The 26987-nt window shown below is 59.7% G+C and carries 26 protein-coding genes; 9 read left to right on the top strand and 17 right to left on the bottom strand.

Annotation, left to right across the window (positions count from 1 at the left end; all coding sequences use genetic code 11):
* Positions 1-5: 5 nt before the first annotated feature.
* From fliI to ACZ9IU_RS03545, 3 genes are read right to left on the bottom strand one after another with little or no spacing between them, the layout of a single operon-like run.
* Complete coding sequence (fliI, locus tag ACZ9IU_RS03555) at positions 6-1403, bottom strand: flagellar protein export ATPase FliI (protein WP_437179040.1); 1398 nt, start codon at positions 1401-1403, stop codon at positions 6-8.
* A 22-nt stretch (positions 1404-1425) separates the two neighbouring features.
* Positions 1426-2163, bottom strand: coding sequence for a flagellar basal-body rod protein FlgF (gene flgF / locus ACZ9IU_RS03550; RefSeq protein ID WP_038539710.1), 738 nt, complete (start codon positions 2161-2163; stop codon positions 1426-1428).
* Position 2164: 1 nt separating this feature from the next.
* Positions 2165-2944 carry a DUF1217 domain-containing protein gene (locus ACZ9IU_RS03545; protein WP_038539707.1) on the bottom strand — a complete coding sequence of 260 codons (780 nt, stop codon included), beginning with the start codon at positions 2942-2944 and terminating at the stop codon, positions 2165-2167.
* Between the two features lie 200 nt (positions 2945-3144).
* Here ACZ9IU_RS03545 and motA point away from each other — a divergent pair, with 200 nt between their 5' ends.
* The 6 genes from motA to ACZ9IU_RS03515 all read left to right on the top strand — a co-directional run bounded on the left by motA (position 3145) and on the right by ACZ9IU_RS03515 (position 8454).
* The gene (motA, locus tag ACZ9IU_RS03540) at positions 3145-4014 is read left to right on the top strand and encodes a flagellar motor stator protein MotA (protein WP_038539704.1); all 870 of its coding nucleotides are present in this window, start codon (positions 3145-3147) and stop codon (positions 4012-4014) included.
* Positions 4014-4964, top strand: a complete 951-nt coding sequence (locus ACZ9IU_RS03535) for a FliM/FliN family flagellar motor switch protein (RefSeq protein WP_038548690.1) — start codon at positions 4014-4016, stop codon at positions 4962-4964. The genes motA and ACZ9IU_RS03535 overlap by 1 nt, the downstream gene beginning before the upstream one ends.
* A gap of 73 nt (positions 4965-5037) precedes the next feature.
* Positions 5038-5640 (top strand): flagellar motor switch protein FliN, encoded by a 603-nt coding sequence (gene fliN, locus ACZ9IU_RS03530; RefSeq protein WP_038539702.1) that lies wholly within the window; start codon positions 5038-5040, stop codon positions 5638-5640.
* A gap of 28 nt (positions 5641-5668) precedes the next feature.
* A complete protein-coding gene (gene fliG, locus ACZ9IU_RS03525) occupies positions 5669-6721 on the top strand; it encodes a flagellar motor switch protein FliG (RefSeq protein ID WP_038539700.1) in 1053 nt (350 codons plus the stop codon).
* A 213-nt stretch (positions 6722-6934) separates the two neighbouring features.
* Positions 6935-8014: a flagellar biosynthesis protein FlhB gene (gene flhB, locus ACZ9IU_RS03520; protein ID WP_038539697.1), complete on the top strand. Its 1080-nt coding sequence runs from the start codon at positions 6935-6937 to the stop codon at positions 8012-8014.
* 5 nt (positions 8015-8019) lie between these two features.
* Positions 8020-8454 carry a BspJ family T4SS effector nucleomodulin gene (locus tag ACZ9IU_RS03515; RefSeq protein WP_038539694.1) on the top strand — a complete coding sequence of 145 codons (435 nt, stop codon included), beginning with the start codon at positions 8020-8022 and terminating at the stop codon, positions 8452-8454.
* Between the two features lie 43 nt (positions 8455-8497).
* Here ACZ9IU_RS03515 and visR read toward each other — a convergent pair whose 3' ends face one another.
* From visR to ACZ9IU_RS03445, 14 genes are all read right to left on the bottom strand, one after another.
* Positions 8498-9244 (bottom strand): transcriptional regulator VisR, encoded by a 747-nt coding sequence (visR, locus tag ACZ9IU_RS03510; protein WP_051899639.1) that lies wholly within the window; start codon positions 9242-9244, stop codon positions 8498-8500.
* Between the two features lie 13 nt (positions 9245-9257).
* A complete protein-coding gene (gene visN / locus ACZ9IU_RS03505; protein ID WP_244447468.1) occupies positions 9258-9974 on the bottom strand; it encodes a transcriptional regulator VisN in 717 nt (238 codons plus the stop codon).
* 412 nt (positions 9975-10386) lie between these two features.
* Positions 10387-12057, bottom strand: coding sequence for a flagellar basal-body MS-ring/collar protein FliF (gene fliF / locus ACZ9IU_RS03500; RefSeq protein ID WP_038539686.1), 1671 nt, complete (start codon positions 12055-12057; stop codon positions 10387-10389).
* 163 nt (positions 12058-12220) lie between these two features.
* Complete coding sequence (gene cheT, locus ACZ9IU_RS03495; protein WP_038539684.1) at positions 12221-12610, bottom strand: chemotaxis protein CheT; 390 nt, start codon at positions 12608-12610, stop codon at positions 12221-12223.
* Between the two features lie 29 nt (positions 12611-12639).
* The gene (cheD, locus tag ACZ9IU_RS03490) at positions 12640-13197 is read right to left on the bottom strand and encodes a chemoreceptor glutamine deamidase CheD (RefSeq protein WP_038539681.1); all 558 of its coding nucleotides are present in this window, start codon (positions 13195-13197) and stop codon (positions 12640-12642) included.
* Positions 13194-13583, bottom strand: a complete 390-nt coding sequence (locus ACZ9IU_RS03485) for a response regulator (protein ID WP_007759259.1) — start codon at positions 13581-13583, stop codon at positions 13194-13196. Before ACZ9IU_RS03485 ends, cheD begins: the two co-directional genes overlap by 4 nt.
* A complete protein-coding gene (gene cheB / locus ACZ9IU_RS03480; protein WP_038539676.1) occupies positions 13584-14624 on the bottom strand; it encodes a protein-glutamate O-methylesterase CheB in 1041 nt (346 codons plus the stop codon).
* Positions 14621-15529: a protein-glutamate O-methyltransferase CheR gene (cheR, locus tag ACZ9IU_RS03475; protein ID WP_038539673.1), complete on the bottom strand. Its 909-nt coding sequence runs from the start codon at positions 15527-15529 to the stop codon at positions 14621-14623. Before cheR ends, cheB begins: the two co-directional genes overlap by 4 nt.
* Complete coding sequence (locus ACZ9IU_RS03470) at positions 15526-15993, bottom strand: chemotaxis protein CheW (RefSeq protein WP_038539671.1); 468 nt, start codon at positions 15991-15993, stop codon at positions 15526-15528. Before ACZ9IU_RS03470 ends, cheR begins: the two co-directional genes overlap by 4 nt.
* Before the next feature lie 6 nt (positions 15994-15999).
* Positions 16000-18276, bottom strand: coding sequence for a chemotaxis protein CheA (locus ACZ9IU_RS03465; RefSeq protein ID WP_038539668.1), 2277 nt, complete (start codon positions 18274-18276; stop codon positions 16000-16002).
* Positions 18277-18292: 16 nt separating this feature from the next.
* On the bottom strand, positions 18293-18658 hold the full coding sequence (cheY1, locus tag ACZ9IU_RS03460; RefSeq protein WP_038539665.1) for a chemotaxis response regulator CheY1: 366 nt from the start codon (positions 18656-18658) through the stop codon (positions 18293-18295).
* A 2-nt stretch (positions 18659-18660) separates the two neighbouring features.
* Entirely contained in the window at positions 18661-18954 is a 294-nt protein-coding gene (locus tag ACZ9IU_RS03455; protein ID WP_038539662.1) for an STAS domain-containing protein, read from the bottom strand.
* On the bottom strand, positions 18954-20561 hold the full coding sequence (locus ACZ9IU_RS03450) for a globin-coupled sensor protein (RefSeq protein WP_051899638.1): 1608 nt from the start codon (positions 20559-20561) through the stop codon (positions 18954-18956). The genes ACZ9IU_RS03455 and ACZ9IU_RS03450 overlap by 1 nt, the downstream gene beginning before the upstream one ends.
* A 464-nt stretch (positions 20562-21025) precedes the next feature.
* Complete coding sequence (locus ACZ9IU_RS03445; RefSeq protein ID WP_038539658.1) at positions 21026-21592, bottom strand: DNA-3-methyladenine glycosylase; 567 nt, start codon at positions 21590-21592, stop codon at positions 21026-21028.
* A gap of 308 nt (positions 21593-21900) precedes the next feature.
* Between ACZ9IU_RS03445 and ACZ9IU_RS03440 the strand changes: the two genes are divergently transcribed.
* The 3 genes from ACZ9IU_RS03440 (at position 21901) to ACZ9IU_RS03430 (ending at position 26873) form a co-directional block, all read left to right on the top strand.
* Positions 21901-23844: a PrkA family serine protein kinase gene (locus tag ACZ9IU_RS03440; protein WP_038539656.1), complete on the top strand. Its 1944-nt coding sequence runs from the start codon at positions 21901-21903 to the stop codon at positions 23842-23844.
* A gap of 186 nt (positions 23845-24030) precedes the next feature.
* The gene (locus ACZ9IU_RS03435; RefSeq protein ID WP_038539652.1) at positions 24031-25308 is read left to right on the top strand and encodes a YeaH/YhbH family protein; all 1278 of its coding nucleotides are present in this window, start codon (positions 24031-24033) and stop codon (positions 25306-25308) included.
* The gene (locus tag ACZ9IU_RS03430; protein WP_038539649.1) at positions 25305-26873 is read left to right on the top strand and encodes a SpoVR family protein; all 1569 of its coding nucleotides are present in this window, start codon (positions 25305-25307) and stop codon (positions 26871-26873) included. The genes ACZ9IU_RS03435 and ACZ9IU_RS03430 overlap by 4 nt, the downstream gene beginning before the upstream one ends.
* The last annotated feature ends 114 nt before the right edge of the window (positions 26874-26987 follow it).

Here is a 26987-nt window from a genome sequence, read left to right as displayed (position 1 = left end):
AATAATCACCTTCTTGCTATGGCCGACTGCGGATTGCCCTGCCCCGCCGCCGCCCGGAGCGCATTGGCCAGGTCCGCGTAGGCATCAAGCGTCGGCTTTTCTCCCGGCGTCTGCTTCAGGACTTCGTAGATGACCGGCACCTGCTTGATCGCCATGTCGAGATCCGGATCGCTGCCGGCGCGATAACCGCCGATCAGGCGCAGATCGCGGGTTTCTTCGTAGCGGTGCACCAGTGATTTCAAGCGCGAGACCAGCTTTTCCTGATCCTCGGTCCAGGCCTTGCGGGCGAGACGCGAGATCGAGGCGAGCGGATTGATCGGCGGATAACGGCCCTCTTCGGCAAGCGAACGGTCGAGAACGATATGACCGTCGAGAATGCCGCGGGTCGAGTCGGCGATCGGATCGTTGTGGTTGTCGCCGTCGACCAGGATCGAGATGATCGCGGTGATCGTGCCCGTGCCCTCGACGCCCGGACCGGCGCGCTCAAGCAGGCGCGGCAGTTCGGTGAAGACGGATGCCGGATAACCACGTGCGATCGGCGGTTCTCCGGCCGCGACAGCGACCTCGCGGATCGCATGGGCAAAACGGGTGACGCTGTCGGCAATGAACAGGACGTTGTCGCCCTGGTCGCGGAAATGTTCGGCGACGGTGATCGCCACCAATGGCGCCATCTTGCGGAGCATCGGGCTTTCGTCGCTAGTCGCGACGATAGCGATTGACTTCGACATGTGCTCGCCGAGCGTATCCTCGATGAATTCGCGCACTTCGCGGCCGCGTTCGCCGACCAGCGCGATTACCACCTTGTCGAACGCGTCGGCTCTGGCGAGCATCGACAGAAGCGTGGATTTGCCGACGCCGGAACCGGCGAAAATGCCGAGACGCTGGCCGAGGCAGAGCGGCGAGAAGATGTCGATTGCCCGGACGCCGGTCCTGAAACCCTTTTCAACGCGGCTGCGCGTCATGGACGGTGGCGCCGTATTGGCGATCGAACGGGGGTGAAGGCCGCGCGCGATCGGCCCCTTGCCGTCGATCGGCTCGCCGAGCGAATTGATCGTGCGCCCGCACCAGCTCTCGTCGGGCGCGACACGAAAGGCGCCCTTGCGAATGACGGTATCGCCGATGCCGATCGGCTCGCCGGGTTCGATGGGGCAGACATAGATGATGTCCGGCTCGACGCGAACCACCTCGCCGAGATGGATGCCGGTCGCGCTACGATGGGCGACGAATTCGCCGAGCCGCACATGTTTCGACAAGCCCGCAACCGTATAATGCCCTGCAGCGATGGTCCTGACATGACCACCATGGGCAACAGAGAAGGCCGGATCGGCGTAACGCGCCGAAAGCCCGGCAAGCTGGCCCAGCTTGCCGCCGTTGATTGCATCGAGGATAGCCGCTTCCATCATGGTGGGCCCTCTTTCCTATCGTTTAAGCGTTGGAACCACCGAGCGTCTTGATCGCGGCGTCCAGCGAAGTCTCGCTGTCGCGCATCAGCGACGAAATGCTTTCAAAAGCGCGATTGACCTGGATGAGTTGGGTCATCTCGCTGATGCCGTTGACGTTGGCCCCTTCGATATAGCCCTGGACGACGGAATTCTTGATGCCCTCGAGAACCGGCTGCGGGGTGTCGACCGTGATGACGCCGGAGTTGTCGTGGCGCACGAAGCCCTTGGTGACATCAGCCGTGAACAGGCCGAGGCTGGCCACCGGTTGTTCGTTCTGACGAATGATGCCGTCGGAGCCGACGGTTGGAGGACCGCCGTCGCGGTTAAGCTGGATCGGCGCGCCGCCTGCGTCGAGGACCGCATAACCGCGGATCGAGCGGAGCTGGCCGAGCTCATCCATGGTGAAACGGCCGTCACGGGTCAATACCTTGCCGGCAGGCGTGTCGATCGCGAACCAGGCGTCGCCCTTGATCGCAAAGTCGAGCGGGTTGCCCGTGCGCTGCATTTCACCCGTACGCGTCGACAGGTAGTCGTTGCCCTGGGTGACGAACGCGACCTTTGCGCCGATATCGTTCTGTGTCTTGCTCAGAACCTCGTCGAACTTGACCTCCGTGGAGCGGAAGCCGACCGTGTTCATGTTGGCCATGTTGTCGGCGATCGTGTTCAAGCGACGCTCAAGCGCGATCTGGGAAGAGATGCCGACGTAAAGTCCGGACTGCATATCATTTGCCTCCGAGTTTCAGATTGTTGATCGAGATCAGAAGATCTGTTGAAATCCCGCTCGACGCGGGGGAATTGAAGACGGCGAGCGGGTCATAAGTGTCGGTGGGATTGCTGATCTCCCACATGGCGGTGAACCGCTCGAGGAACTTGTTGACCTTGGTCGGATCCTGGAAATCCTCGATCTTGACCATGTCTTCGATGTACTTGGCCTGACGGTCGAGGTCGGCACCAATCATCTCATCCGGCATGCCAAGCGCGGTGCGCATGACTTCCGAAAGCGCATCGTCGGCCAGGACTTCCATGCCGGACTTGATCGTCGGCGCAGTGCGTTCGAAATAGAGAGCCAGCCGAACGCCCATATTGTCGGCACCGGCATCCTCTTCCAGCGTCTGGCGCTGGAACTTGTCGACGACGCCTTTCTGGGCCTTGTCGAACGACGTGGCGGTCGCACCGAAAGCTGCGAAATTCAGGGATTCGACCAGTTGCGCATAACGGCTGTCGGACAGCTGGTTGGCGAAATCGGCCTTGTTGTCGGTGCCTTCCGTCAGGACCTTGCGGATCAATGCCTTGGCGTAGCCCATATCCTCGAGACCATGTGCCTTCAGCGCGTAGTTATAGAGACGCGTATCAGCCATGAAGTCGTCGATATTCTTGATGCTGCCGATCTTCGACAGATAATATTCGGTCTCGCGCGCAACTTCCGGCTTTTCGGCGACACGCTCCAGCGACTTCGACATGTCGCGACTGATCATTGCGTAGCTGGTGTAAGTCGTGATCACGGTAGCTCTACCTAAGTCCGCGGAAGCGGCGAACGTCGCTGCGGAGCCGGCAATCCGGTCCGATCGTAGGCAGAACTAGCCCCGAAGACTTGTGCGAAACTGTTCGGCACCCGCTTTTATTAGCGTCTTCACAGCCAGCCTCACGCAAGCCAGAAGCCTTATCCCCAAGACAAACGAAAACGATCGGGCACAGGTACGCGATGAATATTATTATCGGCTTTGTCATCACCGTTGGCTGTATTCTCGGCGGCTTCATGGCCATGGGTGGCCATATCAACGTTCTCATCCAGCCTTTCGAGCTGATGATCATCGGCGGCGCCGGTCTTGGCGGCTTCATCATGGCCAACCCGATGAAGGTGGTGAAGGATAGCGGCAAGGCGCTTGGAGAAGCCTTCAAGAATGCCGTACCGAAGGAGCGCAACTACCTCGACGTTCTCGGCGTGCTCTATTCGCTGATGCGCGACCTCAGAACCAAGTCGCGCAACGAAATCGAAGCCCATATCGACAATCCGGATGAATCGCCGATCTTCCAGACGGCTCCGACGGTCCTGAAGAACAAGGAACTGACCGCCTTCATCTGCGACTACGTGCGCCTCATCATCATCGGCAACGCCCGCTCCCACGAGATCGAGGCGCTGATGGACGAAGAACTCAACACGATGTTCTCCGACAAGATGAAGCCTTATCACGCGATCACCGCGATGGGGGACTCCTTCCCGGCCATCGGTATCGTCGCCGCCGTTCTCGGGGTTATCAAGGCGATGGGCAAGATCAACGAATCGCCGGAAGTTCTCGGTGGCCTCATCGGCGCGGCTCTCGTCGGCACCATGCTCGGCATCTTCCTGTCCTATTCGGTCTGCAACCCTTTGACCTCGCAGATCAAGATCGTCCGCACCAAGCAGCACCGCCTGTACATCATCGTCAAGCAGACCCTGCTTGCCTACATGAACGGCTCCGTGCCGCAGGTTGCGCTCGAATACGGACGTAAGACTATTTCCAACAAAGAACGGCCCTCGATCGACTCGGTCGAGCAGGAAATGATGAATCCTGGTGGAGAAAAGGCGGCATGATGACGTCGAACCAAGCAAACCAATCACCGGCGTCGGGCATGGACCTGGCGCTCCTCGCAAAACTGACCGGGGGTCTCGGCGACAAGAAAACCGTCGAGAAGATCAGCAGCGAATTCGCGCAACTCTACGCGGAATTCCTGCCAGACGTCTTTCACAGCGAAACCGGCATCCGGATCGGCGTCTCATATGTGAGCTGCACGTCCGGCCTGATGACCGACCTCATCGCCGATCTGGGCGATGGCTTTGCGCTTTCTGACGGATCCTTGCGCAACTGGTCCCCGAATTTCGTGCTCGGTTGCGGCAACAGCTTCGTGATCGCGCTCATGGAATTGATGCTGGGCTCGGCAGCCGACACGATCATGCAGCCGATCGAACGTCCGCTCTCGGATATCGAGCTCGACCTCGCAGCGATGGTTTTCGAGCGGATCGCCAACGTGCTGCGCTCCGGCGTCAATTCGCAGGGGGGGTTCGAAGCAAACCTTGAACGACCCCATAACGCCGAGGACAGGCCGAAATCAGATGATCTGGCACGCCCGGAATTCGGTGTCTCCATCCGCATGGCATTCGAGCTCGGCTCGGTCATGTCCGAATTTGCCCTGGTCATCCCTCAACGTGCCTTCCTGAAGACCAAAGTCACCGCTCCGCGGGCGAAGGCTCAAGTCAAGGCCAAGCAAGAATGGACGGACCGCATGAATGACCAGGTCCGCCGTTCGCATGTGACCCTCGAGGCCCGTATCCGGCTGCAGAAGCTGACGCTCGGGACGATCTCGCGGCTGGCCGCCGGCGACGTGATTGCTTTCCAGGACAAGCGCGATGTCCAGGTTCAGGTCAGTGCCAACGGCCGGGATATGTATTCTTGCGAATTCGGGCGGTCCGGCGAGCGGTATACAGTCCGCGTAAAGGATAACATCAGCACGGACGACGAGATCCTCCAACACCTGATAGGCTAGATCCGCGGCGAGCCTGCCGCCGGCGTTTTCGCAAAGGCAGGCTGACGCAAGTTTCAACGGGAATAATCACCGCATGGCTACGAAGAAGACACCTCTCACCGATGACGATTCACTGATGCCCCTCGGCAATGATGTCGATCTGGATCAGGCTATCGACGATCTGCGCGGCGTCTTGAAGACGGACGCCGACGGCGGCGTGCCTGGCTTCGATGCTGATTTCGGCGCATCCGCAACCAGCGACTTTTCGTCCGACGCCCCATCGTTCGGAGGCGGCTTCGAAGCCCAGGCCGATACGTTCGGCGGAGGCGGAAGCTTCGGCGGCGGTAGCGCTGGCCTTGGCGGTGCAAAAAGCTTCGGCGGCAACGATTTCGGCAGTTCGACATCCAGCAGTGCCGCCTATCAGGAGCCGGGCAGCGCGCTCAATGCCAATCTCGACCTGATCATGGATATCCCGATCGACGTCGAGATCGTGCTCGGAACCAGCCGCATGCAGGTTTCGGGCCTGATGACGCTCGAGGAAGGTGCGACGATCGCGCTCGACAAGAAGATCGGCGAGCCGGTTGAGATCGTGGTCAACGGACGCCGCATCGGCAAGGGTGAGATCACCGTGCTGGAAAATGACGACACGCGCTTCGGTGTGAGACTGACGGAAGTATTGAGCACGAGAAGAACCTGATCCCTGTTTGGGACAGAAAAGGAAGACCATGATGGACTTTGAGGATTTCGGTGGCAGCGCCTTATCTACGAAACCGTTGTCCAAGGCCGAAAAGGCCGCGGCAGTGCTCCTGGCTATGGGCAAGGGCGTCGCTGGCAAGCTTCTCAAGTATTTCACCCAGAGCGAGCTGCAGAATATCATTGCCTGTGCTCAGACGCTGCGCGCGATCCCGCCGGACGAACTCCTCGAACTCGTCAACGAGTTCGAGGACCTGTTCACCGAGGGCACCGGCCTTATGGACAATGCCGCAGCGATCGAGGGCATTCTCGAAGCGGGCCTGACACCGGAAGAAGTTGACGGCCTGCTCGGCCGCCGCACTGCGTTCGACGATTACCAAGCCAATATCTGGGACCGCCTGCAGGATGCCGATCCGGCATTCGTGGGCAAATTCCTGTCGCGTGAACATCCTCAGACCGTCGCCTACATTCTTTCGCAGATGCCGTCGATCTTCGGTGCGAAGGTCCTGCTTCAGCTTCCCGACAGCCGCCGCGCCGATATCATGAACCGCGCCGTCAACATGAAGGAAGTCAGCCCCAAGGCAGCCCAGATCATCGAGAACCGGGTAATGGAACTGATTGCGGCAATCGAAGCCGAACGCAACTCCAACGGCTCGAACAAGGTCGCCGAGCTTATGAACGAGCTCGACAAGAACCAGGTCGATACCCTGCTCAGCTCCCTCGAGACGATCAGCAAGGAGTCCGTCAACAAGGTCCGTCCGAAGATCTTCCTCTTCGAAGACCTCATGTTCATGCCGCAGCGCAGCCGCGTCATGCTGCTCAACGACGTCGCAGGCGACATCCTCACGATGGCGCTGCGCGGTGCGACCAACGAGATCAAGGAATGTGTCCTCTCGGCGATCAGCCCGCGCCAGCGCCGCATGATCGAAAGCGATCTGGCGGTCCAGAACATGAACCTCAATCCGCGCGAAGTGGCGATTGCCCGCCGCGCGATCGCACAGGAAGCGATCCGGCTCGCCAATTCCGGCCAAATCCTCCTCAAGGAAGAAAAGAAGGATGGCGACAAGCCGGCCGAGGCCGCCTGAGCTGCCTATTGAGACACCACAAAAGAGGCGGAGCGGGAAACATCTCGCTCCGTTTTCGTTTCAAGCCACCTTTCGCCGTTATTCTCCGGCCACCCACAGTCTTTTTGTTGACTCGATTAGCGGCTAGCAGGCGATGCGGTAACATCGCGAGCGGCGGCGGCCGATTCGTTTGAGCCACGTCCTCGCAACCGGAAGAACGATTGGTTCAAAGCCGTGTCCGACGACGATAAAGACAGTAAAACAGAAAACCCGACCGCCAAACGAATGTCGGAAGCGGCAGACAGGGGTAACGTCCCGGTCTCCCGCGAAGTACCGCTTTTTGCCTCGATCCTGGCTTTCTATGTGTATCTCGTCTTCTTCCTTCCCTCCGGCATCGCAAAGATGGCCGAGACGCTGAAAGACCTTTTCGAGCAGCCGGATCAGTGGCGGCTCGAAAATTCGACGGATGTCGTCTCGCTGAGCGTCCATCTTGGCTGGGCCATCGCCGCATTCCTCGTTCCGGTGATGCTGCTCTTCATCATTTTCGGCCTTGGCTCCTCGTTCGCGCAGAACATGCCGTCGCTCGTCCTCGAGCGCGTGCGGCCGCAAATTGCCCGTGTTTCACCGACCAAGGGCTTTGGACGGATTTACAGCGTCCCCGGCTTCGTCGAATTCGCAAAGTCGATCTTCAAGATCCTGATCGTGGCAGTGATCATGTATTTCGCGCTGCGCAGCGAATATTTCGCCTCACTCGACGCAATGTTCTCGGATCCCCAGATCATTCTCGTCAAACTGGACGCAATTATCCGCCGAATGGTGATCGTTGTCGTCATGTCGGCGGGCATCCTTGCCGTCGTCGACGTCCTCTGGACGCGGTATCACTGGTACAACGAACTGAAGATGACCAAGCAGGAGGTCAAGGACGAATACAAGCAGGCGCAGGGCGACCCGATCGTCAAGCAGCGCCAGAAATCGGTGGCGCGCGACCGTGCCCGCCGGCGCATGATCAACAACGTCCCCCGTGCGACGCTGGTGATCGCCAACCCGACTCACTTTGCGGTGGCGCTGCGATACGTGCGCGAAGAAAACGACGCCCCGGTCGTCGTCGCCAAGGGCCAGGACCTGATTGCGCTCAAGATCCGCGAAATTGCAGAGGAAAACGGCATCCCCGTTTTTGAAGATCCGCCCATGGCACGCTCCATGTTTGCGCAAGTCTCAGTGGATAGTGTCATTCCGCCAGTCTTTTATAAGGCTGTGGCGGAACTCGTGCACCGGGTCTACGCCTCCCGGTCGCAAAAAAAACGGACACGCTGAGCGTCATGAAGAAATGCACCTACTCCACCGAACGAGAAGAAATCGTCGCACAAGCAATCAGCCCGGTGGCTTCGGAACTTCGCCTGCTCGATGCCGGTGACCTCATCTCACTTCTCCGTCTAGAATGCCACAGCAGCCTCGCCGACCTCGTATCTTCGGCAGCGGAGCTTTATTTCCACCCTGGGACCGTCAGTTTCGGTGCTGGCGGCGATTACAAGCTCGAATGGAACGGCAAGCCGGAAGTCGTCCTCGACCTCGAAATTAAGCCGCGCGGCGTTTCGGTCTATGCGCGCCTGACACTGGCGGACCAGCTGGCGGCGCTTGAGATTGACCATATTGCATTCCAGGCCCCGTTTGAGGACCCCCACGACAACACCGCGTTCCTTGCACAAAGCCTTCAGGAAGCCAAATTCGTAAAGACCAGCAACTCGCAGATGTGAGGCTGCCGCCGAAGCGTAAGAGACGCGTTCCTGGCCGGATTAGTCAGTGGATATAACCGAGCCTGATCGCCTTGGCGATCGCCTGGATGCGGTTGACCGAATCGAGCTTGACGGTAGCAGAGCCGAGATAGGCGTTGACGGTGTGGACGGAGAGGCCGAGTTTTTCGGCGATCTCTTCGCTGATGCGACCGTCGCCGGCCAGTTGAAGGCAGGCTATCTCGCGTTCGCTCAGTGATTCCGCCGGTACGCTCCGGCGTTCGTCGAGTGCCAGCAGGTCCATGACCACCTGGCAGCTTTTAACGTGCTGGTCGATGATGACATCGCTCACCAGTTCCATCGATGTCCCGAAGAAAGCAACATAACCATTGCCGAGGGCGCCAAGGCGTACGGGGAATGCTATCCCCGAAAAGGGAACGGCGCCGGCATCCAGACGATGCGTCAATGGCGAAAATTCGCCGGCATCGGCAAAACTCGTGTTTTCCGAACCATTCCAGATCAGCGGCAGGAGTGACGTCTCGATATGGTCCAGCAGCGCCTCGCCATAAGCGCTGATGAGCTGGTTGCTGCTTTCGAGTGCGCCTGCTCCCCAGTTTTCAAGCTCGCATACGAGCTTGCGCTTGTTGGGCAACCCGGCGCCTGCGATGCGGAAAACCGCAAAATTCCGCGCCTTCAGGTTCTTCTGCATGGCGATGAGCTTCGGGAAGATGTCCGACCTGCTCGATGCGCGCTGGAGGCGCAGATACTGGATGCTTCCAGGTCCATCTGCCGTGCCGCTGCGCGAATAACCCATTGAAATTATTTTCCTAAACTAGATTGTTGCGAACGGCGTAGGCAATCGCCTCGGAACGTGTCTTGGTTGCCGTCTTGCGCATCACGCTGGTAATGTAATTGTTGATGGTGTTGCGGGATATGCCGAGGATCACGGCGATCTCGTCGCTGGTCTTGCCCTCGGCAATCCAGAAGAGGCATTCCAACTCGCGTTCGGTCAGTTCGAAATCACGTTCCGTCCTGGCATCCGCATTCTCTCCGAAACTGGAGCCGTACGCGGCGAACAGCCCTACTTCCCTCAACCGTTCCTGCGACAGGATGATGCCGTCCAGAAACAGCAGCATCAGCGAGAAGCGCGTCCGGCCGACACAGAACGTCAGCGCGCAATACTGCCGGCTGATGTCGTCCGGCGGCACGATGTCGTCCGGCAACAGCGCAAAGCTCGGGGTCAGCAGCGAGAGACATTTTTCGAGTTCGGTGGAACGGGCGTAACCGCTCGCAAGCTCCGAGCCTAGGCGCCGGACGAGATCGAACGGCCAGTTGGACGCTACGATAAAATCGAGGCCCTGCTCCTGGATAAGGTCGTAGCGGGCCAGCAGAAAATGAGAAGCGCCGACGTAATCGGCAAGCAGGCGCATGACTGCCTGAACGTTGTTGGATCCCGCCAGAACAGAAAGACGGCGAACCAATTGCTCACGCGATAGTCCCCGGGAGCCGGCAGACTCCGTATAGGAGCGCCCCTCCGTCATCATTTCTACCCCCGACAACTCCATTCGCGATCTGCTCCCCGCCACGTGGCGCATCCATCATGAATGCGCGCGCCGCGGCATGCTGCGATTTCATACAACCCCTCTTGGGCCGAAACGATCCCGAGTTAGACGAATTCTTCAAGGAATACTGTTGGTAGCCGCTCTCATTCGTCGTCCACACCGGAATTTCCAGCCAGCCCCACCCTCCACGGGACCTCGGAAGCCATTGTACGAATCAAGGCCATTGTAGGAGACGCATTACGAATTACCATCGCCTCGACACCGGATTTCCCCAGTTGCGCCATATTGTTCACTGATTCGCTAATGGATAAATCCGCCAAGTGTGCGGCGGGGCTGAAAAGAAATGGGCCGGACAAGGTCCGGCCCATCGCAATCATATTTTCGTGATACCTTGTCACGCTGCCTTTTCGAGCGCCCACTTGCGGAGAATCTTCGCGGCGCGCTCTTCGGAGATTTCGACCATCCGGGCAAGCCGCTTTTCGGGGCCTTCCTTGACGCGGCGGTTGAAGCCCTCGTCGTCGCCACCGCCCAGCATGTCGTTCGAGCTGTCGAAACCGAAATCGGAACCGAAGCCGTCCATGAGCGCCGGGCTGCCGGTCGTAGGCGAGAAGTCGGGAAGTTCGAGACCTGCACCCTCTGCCGCTTCGCCGGCGACATTGGTGCCGCTGACGGTGCGGATGAGCGGGCGAAGACCGAGCCAGACCACCAGGAAAGCAACCAGGACGAAGGCGAGCGAGTTGATAATGCCTCCGACATTCCGGCTCAGCATGTCCATCATGCCCGGACCGCTGGAGGCCTCGCTCAGAAGCTGGTTCTCCAGGAAGTCCATGGCCGTCAGGGTGACGACATCGCCGCGGCCCGAATTGATGCCTGCCGCGGATGCCACGATCTTCTGCATCTCGGCGAGATAGGCATCGACCTTGGCCTGGTCGGCCGGCTCGCCGATCATTTTGGCGACGCGGCCCTTGTTGACGACCACCGCGACCGAGACTTTCTCGATCTGATAGCTGTTGCGCGTCGTGGCGACCGTCTTCTGATTGATTTCGTAGTTGGTCTGTTCTTCCTTCTTGTCGGACTGATCAGTCGATTTCGGGCCATTGGCACCACCCGGAGGCGGAGCGGCCTGCGGCACGTTCTGCTCGACGGTCGTGGCGTTGTCGTCCTGGGTCTGCTGCGACTTGGACGCTTCCTTGGTGGTCCGGACCGAACGTTCGACGCGGGAGTTCGGATCGAAGACCGTCTCGTTGATCTGCTGGCTGTCCGTGTTCAAAGACGCCGTGACGCTCGAACGGAAATTGTCCATGCCGAGGAAAGGCGCCAGCGCCTTGTCGATATTGTTCTCGATTTCCTGCTGAACGTTCTGGACGATGCTCAGCGATTTGTTCATTTCGCTGCCGCCGTATTCGTCGCCCGATGCGAGCAACTGACCGGTGGAGTCGAGAATTGTCACGTCATCGACGTCGAGGCCCGGGACAGCGGAAGCGACAAGGTGACGAATGGACGAAGTCGCCTTGCGGCCCGTCGTCGAGCTGGCCCGGATCATCACCGATGCGGTCGGCTTCTGTTCACCCCTGCGGAAGTTGCCGACATCCGGCATCACGATATGGACGCGAGCGGCGTTGACGCCGTTGATCTGCTGGATCGACCGGCCGATCTCACCTTCCAAGGCCCGAACCCGGGTGACTTCCTGCATGAAGGAGGTCAGGCCGAGCGAGCCGACGTTGTCGAAGAGTTCATAACCGGCGTTGGAGCTGTTCGGTAGACCGCGCTCGGCCAGCAGAAGCCGCGCCTTGCTCGTCGAGCCGGCCGGAACCTGAAGGCTCGAACCGTCCGTACCGACCTGGAAAGGCATGTTAGCCTCTGCCAGCGCAATACTCACCTGATTGAGGTCGGCCTTATCAAGCCCGACATAGAGCGTTTCGTAAGCCGGCTTGTTAACGAAAAGGGCCGCCGCAATAACGATCGCAACTGAAATGACGCCGACAGCGCCTAAAGCAATAAGTCTCGTCTGGCCTAAACCGGCCAGATTTCTAAAGACTTGTGAAAATTGAGCCAACAGATTCATTCTGTTCCCACATCGCCAACTAGGTATTCGAGCCCATGCCCAGTCGCACCTTAGAAAGCGAAGCTTGTGCGAGCGTTTCGCGAGCGCAGGGATTCTGGCGACTATGGAGGGCTGGCTGGGTAATCGGCCATCATGGCCGAAACATGCATGTCAGGGCTGGCGATCAGAAGAAATCGAAATCGCCGGCTGCCTTGCTCAAAGGCTGGGAATGGCCGTGGCGCATGCCGTTGGTCAGCGCCTTCTGCATGTCGGCAAGCTTGACGAGATTGAGCGCGGTCGAGACATCGACCATCCATTCGCTCGGAATGCCGCCGGTGATGGTGTCGACGAATTCCGCAAGGCCGCGCGTCTTCTGCACGGCAAGGTCAATGCCCTGCAGGACTTTCAGGCTGTCCGGCGATTGCAGGATTGTTTCTCCGCCGAGTTCCAGAAGCTGCGGCTCGACCCGTTCGATCAGGTATGCCACGTCATGAAGCTCCGAGACCAGGCGCATCAGGACTTCTGGAAGAGATTCCTCAAACGGAGCGATTGGCGTCTTGACGATGTCGTTCATGGCTATCTTCGCCCCGAGAAATGATTTTTTTAGAAGAACTCGATTGAGCTCTCGACCGGCTTCGCCGGCATGCGTACCGGACGCTGCTCCATCGCCACGGTCCGTTGAGTTTCAGCGCCGGTCAGCGGATACTGACGAGCCCGACCACTTACCGGCCAGAACTCCAGCTTGCGCCCGTGCTCCCCGCCCGTTGAGGAGCCGACCACCGGAATACCTTCGTCCTTTAGAAATTCCATAGCGAATGCGGCATTCTGTTCGCCGACATTCGAAAAGCTGGCAATTGTCTTGGCGCCGCCAAAAATCTTCGCTTCCAACCGGTCTCGCCGGGCTCCCTGCTTCAAAAGACCATTGATCAACAGTTCCATCAGATGCACGCCGTAACGCGTCGCATCGCCGCCCGAGGCCATGGAACCGGCGGATCCCGGAAGCAGGAAGTGGTTCATGCCGCCGATACCGGCGACAGGATCGCGAAGACACGCAGCCACGCATGAGCCCAGAATCGTGGAGAGAACAGCATTCGGGTCGTTCAGGACCTTAAATTCCCCCTGGATAATATGGACACGCCTGACTGCAGCGGCGTCATTCATTTCAATGCTCCAAACACCGCTTCGATAGCGGCCTTCATCTTTTCGATCGTGAACGGCTTGGCGAGAACGTTGTTGGCGCCGAGCGATGCAGCCTTCTGAACCAGGGCACGGTCGCCCTGGGCCGTCAGGATGATGAATGCGGCCTTCTTCGTGTTCGGATTGGCGCGAACGGCCTGCAGGAAACCGATACCGTCCATTTTCGGCATGTTGAAATCCGAAATGACGAGATGGTGCGGCTGCTCGGCCATGATCTTCATGCCCTGCTCGCCATCGCCGGCAGAAGTGATCTGTTTGAAGCCGAGCTGTGTCAGGGCGTCGCTGAGCAGCAGGCGGCTGGTGACCTGATCGTCGACGATCAGAACTTTGATTTTTTCAGCGATAGACATTTATTCGGTACCTTCTTTTCGGGCAGCAGTTAACTTCAACACTTCTTCTCCTATGGAGCCTAACGGCAGTTGCTGCTCGACAGCCCCCATTTCATGGGCAACCCTCGGCATGCCGTAGACCACACAGGTCTTTTCGTTCTGCCCGATCGTGCGTGCGCCCGCGCTACGCATTCTGAGCAAACCTGCAGCTCCATCGCGGCCCATGCCCGTCAGGATGACCCCGACCGCATTACGACCTGCCAGGTCGGCGACCGAGTCGAAAAGGACGTCCACGGAGGGCCTGTGGCCGTTTACCGGCTCCTTTTCGATCAGCCGGCAACATGGCGCCGACGGATTGACCACCTGCAAGTGTCGTTCGCCACCGGGCGCCAGATAGATCCTGCCGATCTCCAGCCGCGCGCCATCGGTGGCTTCCTGCACCACAGGAGCGCAGATACGATTAAGGCGTTCGGCAAAACTTTTGGTAAACGTGGAAGGCATATGTTGAGTAATTACGGTCGGCGGACAATTTTGCGGAAACTTTTGCAATACCGCGATAAGAGCTTCAACACCTCCAGTTGACGACCCTATAGCCACAACCTTCCGGCCCACCCGGTATTCCGCAGCGGGAGAGGCGGCGATGAAAGGCGTCGGTCCATTCCGGCGGGGTCCGGACCGGGCTGCAGCCTTCACCTTTTCAGCAAGATCCATGAACGGGCGGACATCGCCGGGAGCCGGTTTGCCGACGCAATCGAAGGCGCCGATCTCAAGAGCAGCCAACGTCGCATTGGCACCCTGATGGGTCATTGCCGAGACCATGATTACCGGCATCGGACGCAGGCGCATGATCTTTTCGAGAAATTCCAGCCCATTCATGTTGGGCATCTCGATATCAAGGGTAACGACATCGGGGTTGAGCTGCTTGATCGCGACGCGTGCTTCCAGCGCATCGCCAGCCTGGCCAACGACATTCACTTCCGGGTCGGAATTCAGGATGGCCGTAATCAGCCCGCGCATGGTGGGTGAATCGTCAACGACCAGGACTCGTGCCGGAGCGCTCATGCTTTTCTCCCCGCGCCCTTACCGGTATAACGATAGGTGGTGATACCGATATTATCGAACAGGTTTTTGGCGTCGCCGGAAACACGCTCGGAATGGCCGATATAGAGATGTCCGCCTTCGGGCAGGAGCGAAGCAAAGCGGGACCAGATTTTCACCTGCGTCGGTTCGTCGAAGTAGATAACGACGTTGCGGCAGAAGATGATGTCGAAATTGCCCTTGAAGGGCCACTGCGCCATCAGGTTCAATTCGTTGAAGGTAATCAGTTTCTTGACGCGGTCGTCGATCTGGAACCTGCGGCGCCCGCCGGCATCGACTTCGCGGAACCATTGCTTGCGCATGGCCGGCGTCATCGTTTCGAGCGCGTTCTCGTCGTAGAGGCCGGCACGGGCCGCGGCCAGGATCTTCGGGTCGATATCGGTCGCCAGGATACGGAAATCGAGATCGGCCGCGTTGGGAAGCAGCGACAGTACGGTCAGCGCAATCGAATAGGGCTCCTGCCCATCCGAACAGGCGGCCGACCAGATGCGCACGCGGCCGCCGCTCTTGGCGCGGTTGATAAGACCCGGCAGAACCTCGTCGCGCAGGTGCTCGAAATGATGGTTTTCGCGGAAGAAGCGGGTGAAGTTGGTCGTCAGATGCGACAACATCTCGCGGCGGGCGGCGGCACCTTCGGGCGAGGCCACCAGAACGCAATAATCCTTGAAGCCGCGCAGACCCAAGGCCCGGATATGCTTGGAAAGACGGGAATAGACGAGCGAGGCCTTGGAATCGTTGAGATAGATTCCGGCATCCGAGTAGATCATCGCCGAAATGTCGGTGAGGTCGCGGCGCGTCAGCGGATATTCTCCGCTTGCGAGCACCTCATCCGGTGATTGTCGGCTTTCTATGGCGCCCAAGGGCTTCATGCAGCGTCGCTTTCCTGGTCGGGGAAGAGGGCGTCCAACTCGATCATGCAGATCATCCGCTTATCGATGGCGAGAATCCCCCGGGCATATTGTCTCTCCAGATCGGAGGAGACTTCCGGTACTGGCTGGATATTCTCGTCGGTAATCGTAAGGATATCGGAAACGGCCTCGACGAGGAGACCAACAATCTTGGCCTTCATCTGCGCCACGATAATCACATGGCGTACCGTCGGCTCGGCATCCTTCATGCCAAGCCGGGCCGAAAGATCGACAATCGGCAGGACCGCGCCGCGCAGATTGATGACACCCATGACATAGGCGGGCGCATGCGGCAGCGGGGTTGCCTGGGTCCATCCGCGAATCTCGCGGACGGACATGATGTTCACGCAAAATTCCTGATCGCTGATGCGAAAAGCGATCAGCTCCTTGCTTCCCGGGACCAGATTTTTCACGGCATACGACATAACAACTCAACCCGTGGCGGCTAACGACATTTCAGGTTTCATGGACTGGCCTCGCGACGCTGCGACGACCGCATCGACGTCGAGGATGAGAGCGACGCGGCCGTCACCGAGAATGGTGGCTGCGGCGATGCCCGGAACGTGCGTGTAGTTTGCCTCGAGCGACTTGATGACGACCTGGCGCTGGCCCTGGATGGCATCGACCATCAGGGCGCGCTGGCCGCCGCCTTCCGATTCGACCAGCAGCGCGACACCTTCGACCGGATTGGCCTGGGTGGCGCGGTAGTTGAGGACCCGGCCCACGTCGACCAGCGGGCAGAACGAGTTGCGGATCGAGATAAGCCGCTGATTGGCGCCGAAGGAATGGATGGCGGCAGCCTCCGGCTGCAGCGTCTCGACGATGGCGGTCAGCGGCACCACCAACGTCTGGCCGGCGACCGTGACGACCATTCCGTCCAGAACGGCAAGCGTCAGCGGCAGGCTCATGGTGAAGGTCGAGCCGAAGCCCGGCCGCGATGAGATCGAGATGCGGCCGCCGAGCGCCTGGATCGAGCGCTTGACGACGTCCATACCGACGCCGCGACCGGAAATGTCGGAGATCTTATCGGCGGTCGAGAAACCCGCCATGAAGATCAGGTTGTCGATCTCGTCATCCGACAGGTTGGCGTCGGCTGCGATGATGTCGTTGTCGATCGCCTTCTGGCGGACGCGCTCGCGATTGATGCCGGCGCCGTCGTCGGCAAGTTCGATCAGGATGCGGCCCGAACGATGTTTTGCGGTCAGCTTGATCGTGCCTTCCGGATCCTTGCCGGCGGCCTCGCGCTTTTCGGGCGATTCGATGCCGTGGTCTACGGCGTTACGGATCATGTGGGTCAGCGGTTCGGCAATCTTGTCAATGACCGTCTTGTCGACTTCGGTGTTTTCACCTTCGGTGACCAGCCGGATCGACTTGCCGACCATGTCGGCCACTTCGCGGACGATACGCGACATGCGCTGGAAGACGGGTTTTACCGGCTGCGCGCGGATCGCCATGACCGAGTCCTGGATCTCGCGGGTGAGCTGCTGCAGCTCTTCGAGGCCCATGTTGACGGCCGATGTACCGGTCGCGTCGTTCTCGACGACACTCTGGGAGAGCATCGCCTGGTTGATGACGAGTTCGCCGACGAGGTTGATGAGGCGGTCGACGCGGTCGAGATCCACGCGGATCGTCTGGCCAGCGCCGGCTGCCGCGGCAGCGGCATTGTTCTGGGCGGCAGCTGCCGCGGCAGCCGATTCCTTCCTCTCGGCGGCACGGGCCGTCCTCGAGACGTTGCTTGCGGTCTCGGCAGCGGATACGGCCGCAGCGACGGTTTCTTCCGAAACGCCCCGTTCGGCGGTCTTTTCCTCGTCTTCTCCACCAGCGGAGTCATCAAGGATCGACAGATCGAACGGAACCGGAACCATCGGCAGTTCCTCGTTGGAAGATGCCTCTTCGGCAAGCTTCACTTCGAGGTCGCAATCCCATTCCGCGAATTCGAAGACGGCACGGATGTCGTCTTCGCTCCTGGTGGTCCGGATCGAGATCTTCCAGCTGAAATAGGAGGCCTCCGGATCCATCTTGTCGAGGGTCGGCAGGGCGTCCGTGTCGCAATTGATGCTCATCTCTCCCAGACGGGACAGATCGCGCAGCAGGAGCGCTGCCTCGTTGCCCTTGGAATAGAGTTCGCGACGCGGCTTGAAGGAGACTTCGTAGACCGAGCCTTCAATTGCCGGCTCATCGTCCTCGCCGAAGCCGTCGAACGAAAAGGGGACCGGCTGAAAGCCGCTGTCGTCGCTCGGTTTGGGAAGATCGACTTTCGCCACGGGAGCCGGGGCAGCCTTTGCGGCCGGTTTCGGGGCGTCGTGACCGGAGGAAGAGGGCGACCCGCCATGGGCGAGCGCCTCAAGTTCCTTGACGAGGCTGCGGCTTCTCGATTCGTCGACGCCGCCGCCGTCACGCGATGCGCTGACGAGATCGGCCAGCACGTCTGCCGACTTGAGCATGACCTTCAGGACGTCCTGCGTCGGCTCGAGCTTGTTGGAGCGTACGCAATCGAGCGTCGTCTCGAAGACGTGGGCGAAGGAAACCAGGTCGTCCAGACCGAAGGCGCCAGCACCCCCCTTGATGGAATGAACGGCACGGAAAACGGCGTTCACCGTTTCGGGGTCGCGATCCCCGTCGTTCAGCTTGAGAAGACCCGACTCCAGTTCTGCGAGCTGCTCTTCGCATTCCTGAAAGAAGATCTCTTTGATTTCGTTCATATCCATCGGGGGAATTCCTGGCTCAGGCGGTTACACGCTCGATCGCATCAATCAGTTTGGCAGGATCGAAGGGCTTGACGATCCAGCCAGTCGCGCCGGCCTGCCGGGCTCGGTTCTTCTTCTCGGCATCGCTTTCCGTCGTCAGGACGAGGATCGGAACGGCGCGATATTTTTCGTTGCGGCGAACACCTTCGATGAAACCGAAGCCATCGAGGCGCGGCATGTTGATATCCGTGACGATGACGTCCGGATTGCAGCCCTCGAGGACTTCGAGGCCCTCAATGCCGTCTTCCGCCTGAATTGTCTCAAAGCCTGCGTTATTCAGGGTCACCAGAAGCATGTTCCGGATCGTCCGTGAGTCATCCACGGTCAGTACTTTCTTCTTCATTGCTAGATCTCCTTAGCAACCAAATTTTCGTTATTAATGCCGATGAGTTGCATCGTCTTCTGAAATGCATCCGAAGCCTTCTCGACGAGAAAGGACTTCTTGTCTTCTTCCCAAGCCTTGACGCCGGCGACCAGAACCTGGGCGCACTGGACACCGACCCGCTCGACGCCCGAGGCGTCGATCTTGAGATCGCTGCCCCGCATGGAGACCAGCTTGCCATGCAGGTTCGAGGCCTCGTTGAGGTCCAACACTGCGGCCAGCTTCAAACTTCCAGCTCCAGCCTTCTTTGCTGCCATCAGCTTATTCCTTGTCGTTTCTGAAAGAGGTATTCGCCGTCATCCGCCCGCTCAGCCGCCATCGGCGCGATCGGGACCAAAGTCGGCTGAGGTCTTGGAGCTGCAGGTCGGCGCGCATCCGCATAGCGGTTCTGCCGCTCGATCCGGAACTCGCGGACCGTGCGGCCGAGTTCCAGGATAACGGTATGGAGTTCGTCGGCGCCCTCGCCCGCGCGGAACGCGAGGCTGGCGTTCGAGGCGACGTGTTCGCTGACCGAACCGATCTCGGCGGTCAACCGGTCGAGGCCGACGGCCTGTTCGCCGGTGTCGCGGGCAATACCGGCGATCGCGTCGTTGATGTCGGACACCTGGCGAACGATGCCGCCGATCGCGTCCTGGGTGCGGTGAACCATGTCGACCCCGGCATCCACCTGGGCCTTGGTGCCGTTGACGAGCGTCTTGATCTCGCGTGCTGCGTCGGCCGAGCGCTGGGCGAGCGCGCGCACTTCCTGGGCAACGACGGCAAATCCGCGGCCGGTCTCCCCGGCACGGGCAGCTTCGATACCGGCGTTCAGCGCCAGCAGATTGGTCTGGAACGCGATGTCGTCGATGACGCCGATGATCTCGCCGATCTTTTCAGCCGAGGATTCGATATCCGCCATGGCGTTGATCGCGCGACCGACAACCTCGCCGCTTGCCTCGACCGAACGACGCGTCTCGGCGGCGGCCTTTTCGGCGGCGGCCGTCTCGGCAGCGCTGCCCTTAACCCTGGCGGTTACGTCGAGGAGCACGCGTGCCGCCTCCCTGAGGCGGGTGGACTGTTCTTCCGAAGCGGCGGCAAAGGAGCGAGTGCCCTCAGTGAGGGCCTGCGTCAGCGCCCCGGCCTTCTGGCCATGGCCATCGACCGTCTCGACCGACGAGCGCATGCCGGCGACTGCCTGATTGAGCAGATCGGCGAGTTCGCGATAGGCATCCGGCACGTCGTCGGCAAGACCTGCCGTCAGATCGCGGTCGGCGAGTGCCGTGATGACGTCGGTAAAAGTTTCGATCGCCTGCGCATGATCGGCTTCGCGCTGCTCGGCGAGCGCGCGCTGGTGCTTCTGGCGCTGTTCGTTGAAGCGGAGCGAGACGGCGATCTCGACATCGACCATGACAAGGCGGGTGATCGCGCCGACGAGATCGAGCAATTCCTGCTCCCGTTTACGGCCGCCCGGCAGCAGCGACTTCGGAGCAAGGTCGACGATCGCGCCGGCGATCAGATGTTCGAGCATGACCGCGTGGCCGGCGACGTGCCAGCGCGGGTCGAGGCCCATCCGGCTCTCGGCATCGGACAGAACCTTCACTCGCTCGGCATAAAGCGCGTCGAAGCGGGCATCGGTCAACACGCCCCAATGGGAGGCCTGCAGGTCGTGCAGCCGTTCGATCTGCTGCTCGCTCTCGAAATTGCGGGCGGCTTCCGGAAAGGATTGAAAGCGGTGGAAGAGATCGCGCAGGCCGGTCTTCAGATGCCGGTCGAGCTGCGGGCGGCAGCGGCGCAGCAGATCGCGCAGTTCGCCGTCGAGGCCGGCAAATGCCAGTCTCTCGCCCAGGCTGCCTGCCTGGCCACGTCGCGCCTGATCCGATGGCATTTCCTGCACCAAAACCGTCCCCAAAATTATTCAAGCCAATCCCCGGAGAGGATCAGCGGCATGCAAGCTGCTGTCAGCCAGCGCCTGGATGAACGGGGGATGCTGGCCAAACCGGATCGATATCCGTCGGGCATGGGCAACGCGGTCACCACGGGCTTTGCTGGATTTTCATGAGCGGATACCGGATTGGACCGGTACGGCTTTGCGGCTTCATGCCTGGTGGGGGACCGCAGTCATCCCATTTCGCCGTGGTCTCTAATATGTATGGTTAATTCCTTGCCTGAAGGTTAATGGAAGGTAGAAGCATGCCTGTTTTGCTTCAGGCAGGCGCATATTACCCGCTATCAGGGTATTCGCTTCGGCATTGCTCGGTGGTTACGGTTTTTCTCAATTGGCCGCTTGAACGTCGGCCAACCCGCCTTGTCTCCCATATCGGCGAGCGGCTGCAACGGATAAGCTTTAACTCAAAGCGCCATGCCACCCTTGCCGGTGAACTTCCTGCTGACATGCAGCGAGCCGGAAAGACCGAAACGCCAGGGCAGATCGATGGCCTGGGAGATGCCGATCCGCCGACCGGTGACGATCAGGGGTGGTGTTTTCGGCAACGTGAACTCGAACGGTGGCGCAAACAGCGGCAGGCCGTTGTGCTCGATGGTGATGCCGAGCGCCTGGCAGAGGCGGCCCGGACCGGAGCAGAGGAGCAGCGGATCGGCAAGACCGCGCCTTTTCTCCATTTCCTGAAGGCCCCTGACCGGCTGCAACGCCCTGATCAGCACGGCGCTACCGGGCCGGCAGACAAAATTCAGACACCAGTGAATGCCGTAGGAACGGTAGACATAAGCGTGTCCCGGCGGCCCGAACATCACCGCGTTTCTCTGCGTGGGCCCGCGAAAACTGTGGGAGGCCGGCTCGTCCGGCTCATAAGCTTCCGTCTCGACGATCACGCCGCCTGCGCCGGAGACATCGAGTTCGACGCCGATCAGATCACGCGCCACCTCTACGGAGCCTCTATCGAAAAACTGCTGGTCCATAAGAAACGCCCGTCTCGCTGCCGGTTGCATCCATAGACGGCGAAGCAGGGCTTGTCTTCCCCGCCGACGACGCGACTTTCCGGAAGACCCGAAGCGTTGCGCAGACGTTGTGGTGGGGATGCAACAGGCCCCGACTTGCTGTTTGCCAAGTCAGCACGGATTTGTGGACGCACATTTTTGTGCATTGCCATGAAAACGCTCCGGGTGTCGTATTAGGTTTAGAAACATCTTGATTCTCAATAGATTGCCGCAGCGTTTTCAATCTTTGCGGCAGTCGAGCAGTAGCGCAACCCTGACTGGAGTAGCCTATGCCGAGTGAATCCTTGTTCGATGCCTTCACCAGGAACTACGAAGCGCGGCGCGAGACAGATATGTCTGTCGCCGAGTATCTGGCGATTTGTAAAAAAGATCCGATGGCCTATGCCAACGCCGCCGAGCGGCTGCTGGCGGCGATCGGCGAGCCGCAGATGGTCGACACGGCCAAGGATGCCAGGCTCGGCCGGATCTTCATGAACCGCACCATCCGGGCCTATCCGGCTTTCTCCGGTTTCTTCGGCATGGAAGAGACGATCGAGCGGATCGTTTCCTTCTTCCGGCATGCCGCGCAGGGGCTCGAGGAGCGAAAGCAGATCCTCTACCTGCTCGGTCCGGTCGGTGGCGGCAAGTCGTCGCTTGCCGAGCGGCTGAAGCTGCTGATGGAGGCCAATCCGATCTACGTGCTGAAGGCCGGCGACGACATCAGTCCGGTTTTCGAAAGCCCGCTCAACCTCTTCGATCCGGTCGCCATGGGGCCTATGCTGCTTGAGCAGTACGGCGTTCCGACCCGGCGCCTCAGCGGGCTGATGAGCCCCTGGTGCCTGAAGCGGCTCGACGAATTCGGAGGCGACATAACCCGCTTCCGGGTGGTGCGGTTGCAGCCCTCGCGGCTTCGCCAGATCGGGATCGCCAAGACCGAACCGGGCGACGAGAACAATCAGGACGTCTCGTCGCTGGTCGGCAAGGTCGACATTCGCAAGCTCGAAAACTATTCCCAGAACGACTCGGATGCCTACAGCTATTCCGGAGGGCTCAACCGCGCCAACCAGGGCGTGCTCGAATTCGTCGAGATGTTCAAGGCGCCGATCAAGATGCTGCATCCGCTGCTGACGGCGACGCAGGAAGGCAATTACATGGGCACCGAGAATATCGGCGCCATCCCTTTCTCCGGCGTCATCCTTGCCCACTCGAACGAGGCGGAATGGCAGAGCTTCAAGGCGAACAAGAACAACGAGGCGTTCATTGACCGCATCTGCGTCATCAAGGTTCCTTATTGCCTGCGGGTGACGGAAGAACAGCATATCTATGAAAAGCTGATCGAAGGTTCGGAGCTTGCGGATGCCTCCTGCGCGCCGGCGACGCTTGAGATGCTGGCCCGGTTTTCCGTGCTCTCGCGGCTACGCAAGCACGAGAATTCGACCTTCTTTTCCAAGATGCGTGCTTACGACGGCGAAAGCCTCAAGGAAACCGATCCGCGCGCCCGCAGTGTTCAGGAATATCGGGACGCGGCCGGCGTCGACGAAGGCATGGACGGAATATCGACACGTTTTGCCTTTAAGGTTCTAGCCTCGACCTTCAATCACGATACGACGGATATCGGCGCCGATCCGGTTCACCTGATGTATGTGCTGGAACAGGCCATCCGCCGCGAACAGTTTCAGGAGGAAACCGAAAAGCGGTATATCGAGTTCATCAAGGCAGACCTTGCTCCTCGGTACGCGGAGTTCATCGGCAACGAGATCCAGAAGGCCTATCTGGAATCCTATTCCGATTACGGTCAGAATCTTTTCGATCGTTATGTCGACTATGCCGACGCCTGGATCGAGGACGTCGACTTCAAGGATCCGGATACCGGGCAGCTTCTCGATCGCGAACTCCTGAACCAGGAATTGACCAAGATCGAAAAGCCGGCGGGCATCGCCAATCCGAAGGATTTCCGCAACGAGATCGTCAAGTTCTGCCTCCGCTCGCGCGCCAATAACGGCGGCAAGAACCCGTCCTGGGCGAGCTACGAGAAGATCCGGGAAGTGATCGAGAAAAGAATGTTCTCCCAGGTGGAGGATCTCCTGCCGGTGATCTCCTTCGGGTCGAAGAAGGACGGCGAAACAGAAAAGAAACACAGCGAGTTCGTGTCGCGCATGACGGGGCGCGGCTACACCGAAAGACAGGTTCGCCGTCTGGTGGAGTGGTACATGCGGGTCAAACAGGCAGGTTAGCGTCTGTACTCAATTAGGATTTGGAACGCAGCATGCAAGAAAACCGTTCAGTTCCTTAAACACACAAAGGTGGACGTCATCTCCATCATTGTGTGTGACGACAGGACGTAGGATTGTGGCATACTGGGTTGTGCGGCGTCCGAAACCTAGTTGAGTACAGACCCTAATGCTCATGCAGGAGCCAACATGCACATCATCGACCGGCGGCTGAACCCGCGCGGTAAAAGTTTGGAAAATCGACAGCGGTTTCTGCGGCGCGCAAAGGACGCCGTGCAGCAGGCAGTCAGGCGATCCCTGCAAAGCCGCAGTATCCGTGATGTACTCGATGGCGGCGAAGTCAGCCTCCCGATCGGCGGCATGGGCGAGCCGAGTTTTCGCCGGGCCGAAGGCGGGATTACGGATCATGTCCTGCCCGGCAACCGGGCCTTCGTCGAAGGCGATATCATTCCCCGCCCACCCGGCCAGGGTGCAGGCAGACCCAAGGAGGCCGGCCAGGGCGATGGTGAAGACGGCTTCCGCTTCGTTCTGACGCGCGAAGAATTCCTCTCGGTTTTTCTGGATGACCTCGAACTGCCCGAACTCGCCAAGCGACGGCTCAGCGAGACCGAGGAGATGAGCCCAGTGCGGGCCGGCTACTCCATTTCGGGCTCCCCTTCCAATCTCTCCATCGACCGGACGACGCGGCTCGCGATGATGCGACGCATCGCTCTCAAGCGCCCCAAGCCTGCCGAGATCGAGGCGCTGCAGCGCCAGATCGACGAATCTGAGAACGAGGAGACGCGCCTGTCGCTGGAGGCGGAACTCAAGTCGCTGACGGACAGGATTCGGCGCATTCCCTATGTCGATCCGCTCGACGTTCGCTATCGTCGTTTCGACAACGAGCCGAAGCCGGTTGCTAAGGCGGTGATGTTCTGCCTGATGGACGTCTCCGGATCGATGTCGGAGCACATGAAGGATCTGGCCAAGCGCTTCTACCTGCTGCTCTATCTGTTCCTCTCGCAGCGTTACGAGAAGGTCGAGATCGTCTTCATCCGCCACACCGAGAAGGCCGAGGAGGTCGACGAGGAGACCTTCTTCTATGGTCAGGCGACCGGCGGCACGCTGGTATCGAGCGCGCTTGCGGCGATGCGCTCCATTATCGCTTCACGCTTCGACCCCACCGAATGGAACATCTATGCCGCGCAGGCCTCGGATGGCGACAACTCCTATCGGGACGAAGCTCCGACCGGCCATCTGCTGAGACACGAGATTTTGCCGCTCTGCCAGTACTTCGCCTATATTGAGGTCGATGAAGAGGGTGGCGATTCCTCGGTATCGAATTCCCCTCTCTGGCGCCTTTATGAAAGCATCCGGTCCGGTTCGGCAACGCTTGCGATGCGCAAGGTCTGCCGCAAGAACGAGATTTTTCCGGTCTTCCACGATCTCTTCCAGAAGCGTTCGATACAGACGAAGGCGGTGCCATGACTCAGGCGGCTATGCAGAAGGATCGACTGCTCTTCGAAGGCGCGGACTGGGATTTCACGACGCTCCAGCGTATCCACGATGCCTGCGAGGAAATCGCGATCGGGGAACTCGGGCTCGACGTCTATCCGAACCAGATCGAGGTGATCACCGCCGAACAGATGCTGGATGCCTATTCGTCGACGGGCATGCCGCTGTTTTACCGGCACTGGTCGTTCGGCAAACATTTCGCCCATCACGAAGCCTTCTACCGCCGCGGCATGCGCGATCTCGCCTATGAGATCGTCATCAACTCGTCGCCTTGCATCTCCTACCTGATGGAGGAGAACACCGCGACGATGCAGACCCTGGTGATCGCCCATGCGGCTTTCGGCCATAACCATTTCTTCAAGAACAACTATCTGTTCAAGCTGTGGACGGATGCCGAGGGCATTCTCGACTATCTCGATTTCGCCAAGGGCTATATCGCCCGCTGCGAAGAGCGTTACGGCGAAACAGCCGTCGAGCGGACCCTCGACGCGGCCCATGCTCTGATGTCGCATGGCGTACACCGTTATGCCGGCAAGACGAGGCTCGACCTGCGCCAGGAGGAAAAACGCCAGCTGGAACGGCGCGCCCATGAAGAGCAGATGTTCAACGATCTCTGGCGCACGGTGCCGACGGGCCGCAAACGCGATGCGGCCGATGTCGATCTCGAAAGACGGCGTACGGCACTCGGCCTGCCGCAGGACAATCTGCTCTACTTCCTGGAAAAGTCCTCGCCCCGGCTGCAACCATGGCAACGGGAAATCCTGCGCATCGTCCGCCACGTCGCACAATATTTCCATCCGCAGCGCCAGACCAAGGTGATGAACGAGGGGACGGCGACCTATGTCCATTACCAGATCATGGAAAGGCTGCACGACCGCGGGCAGATCAACGACGGCAACTATTTCGAATTCCTGAAATCACATACCAATGTCGTGTTCCAGCCGACCTATGACGATCGGCGTTTCTCCGGCTTCAATCCCTATGCCATCGGCTTCGCCATGATGCAGGATATCGAGCGGATCGTGACCAAGCCGACCGACGAGGATCGCGAATGGTTCCCGGATATCGCCGGCCGCGGAGATCCGATGCAGGTCCTGCGCGGTATCTGGGCCGACTACCGCGACGAGAGCTTTATCAGCCAGTTCCTGAGCCCGCACCTGATCCGCAAGTGGCGCCTTTTCCAGCTCTACGACGATCCGCAGATGAGCGAAGGGATCCTGGTTTCGGCGATCCACGACGAGCGCGGCTACAAGCGCGTCCGCCGCCAACTGGCGCGCGAATACGATATCGGCTGGACCGATCCGAGGATCGACATCATCGATGTCGATCTCGCCGGCGACCGCCGCCTTCTCCTGCAGCACCGGGCGCCGAACGACTGGGTTCTCGAGGACAGCGAGACCCGGCAGGTTCTGCAACATCTGGCGGATCTGTGGGGATACGACGTCATGCTGCAGGAAATCGACAGCGCCGAGAAGGTAGTGAAGGAACATGCCGCCCATCCCCGCGAAATCCTTCATAAGGGTGACCTTTTCTCCTGACGACAGCGCACGAGGCAGGTCTCTGTCGATCCGGCAACTCCAAGCCTGGCAGGACGCGATGGCGACGTTGATCCCCGCTCATCAACTTTGATTACAGGAGCGGCCGGAGTTCCT

The sequence above is a fragment of the Mesorhizobium sp. USDA 4132 genome, from assembly GCF_056279545.1.
The sequence above is the reverse complement of the archived record's forward strand: the minus strand, read 5'-3'. Positions and strand labels throughout refer to the sequence as shown.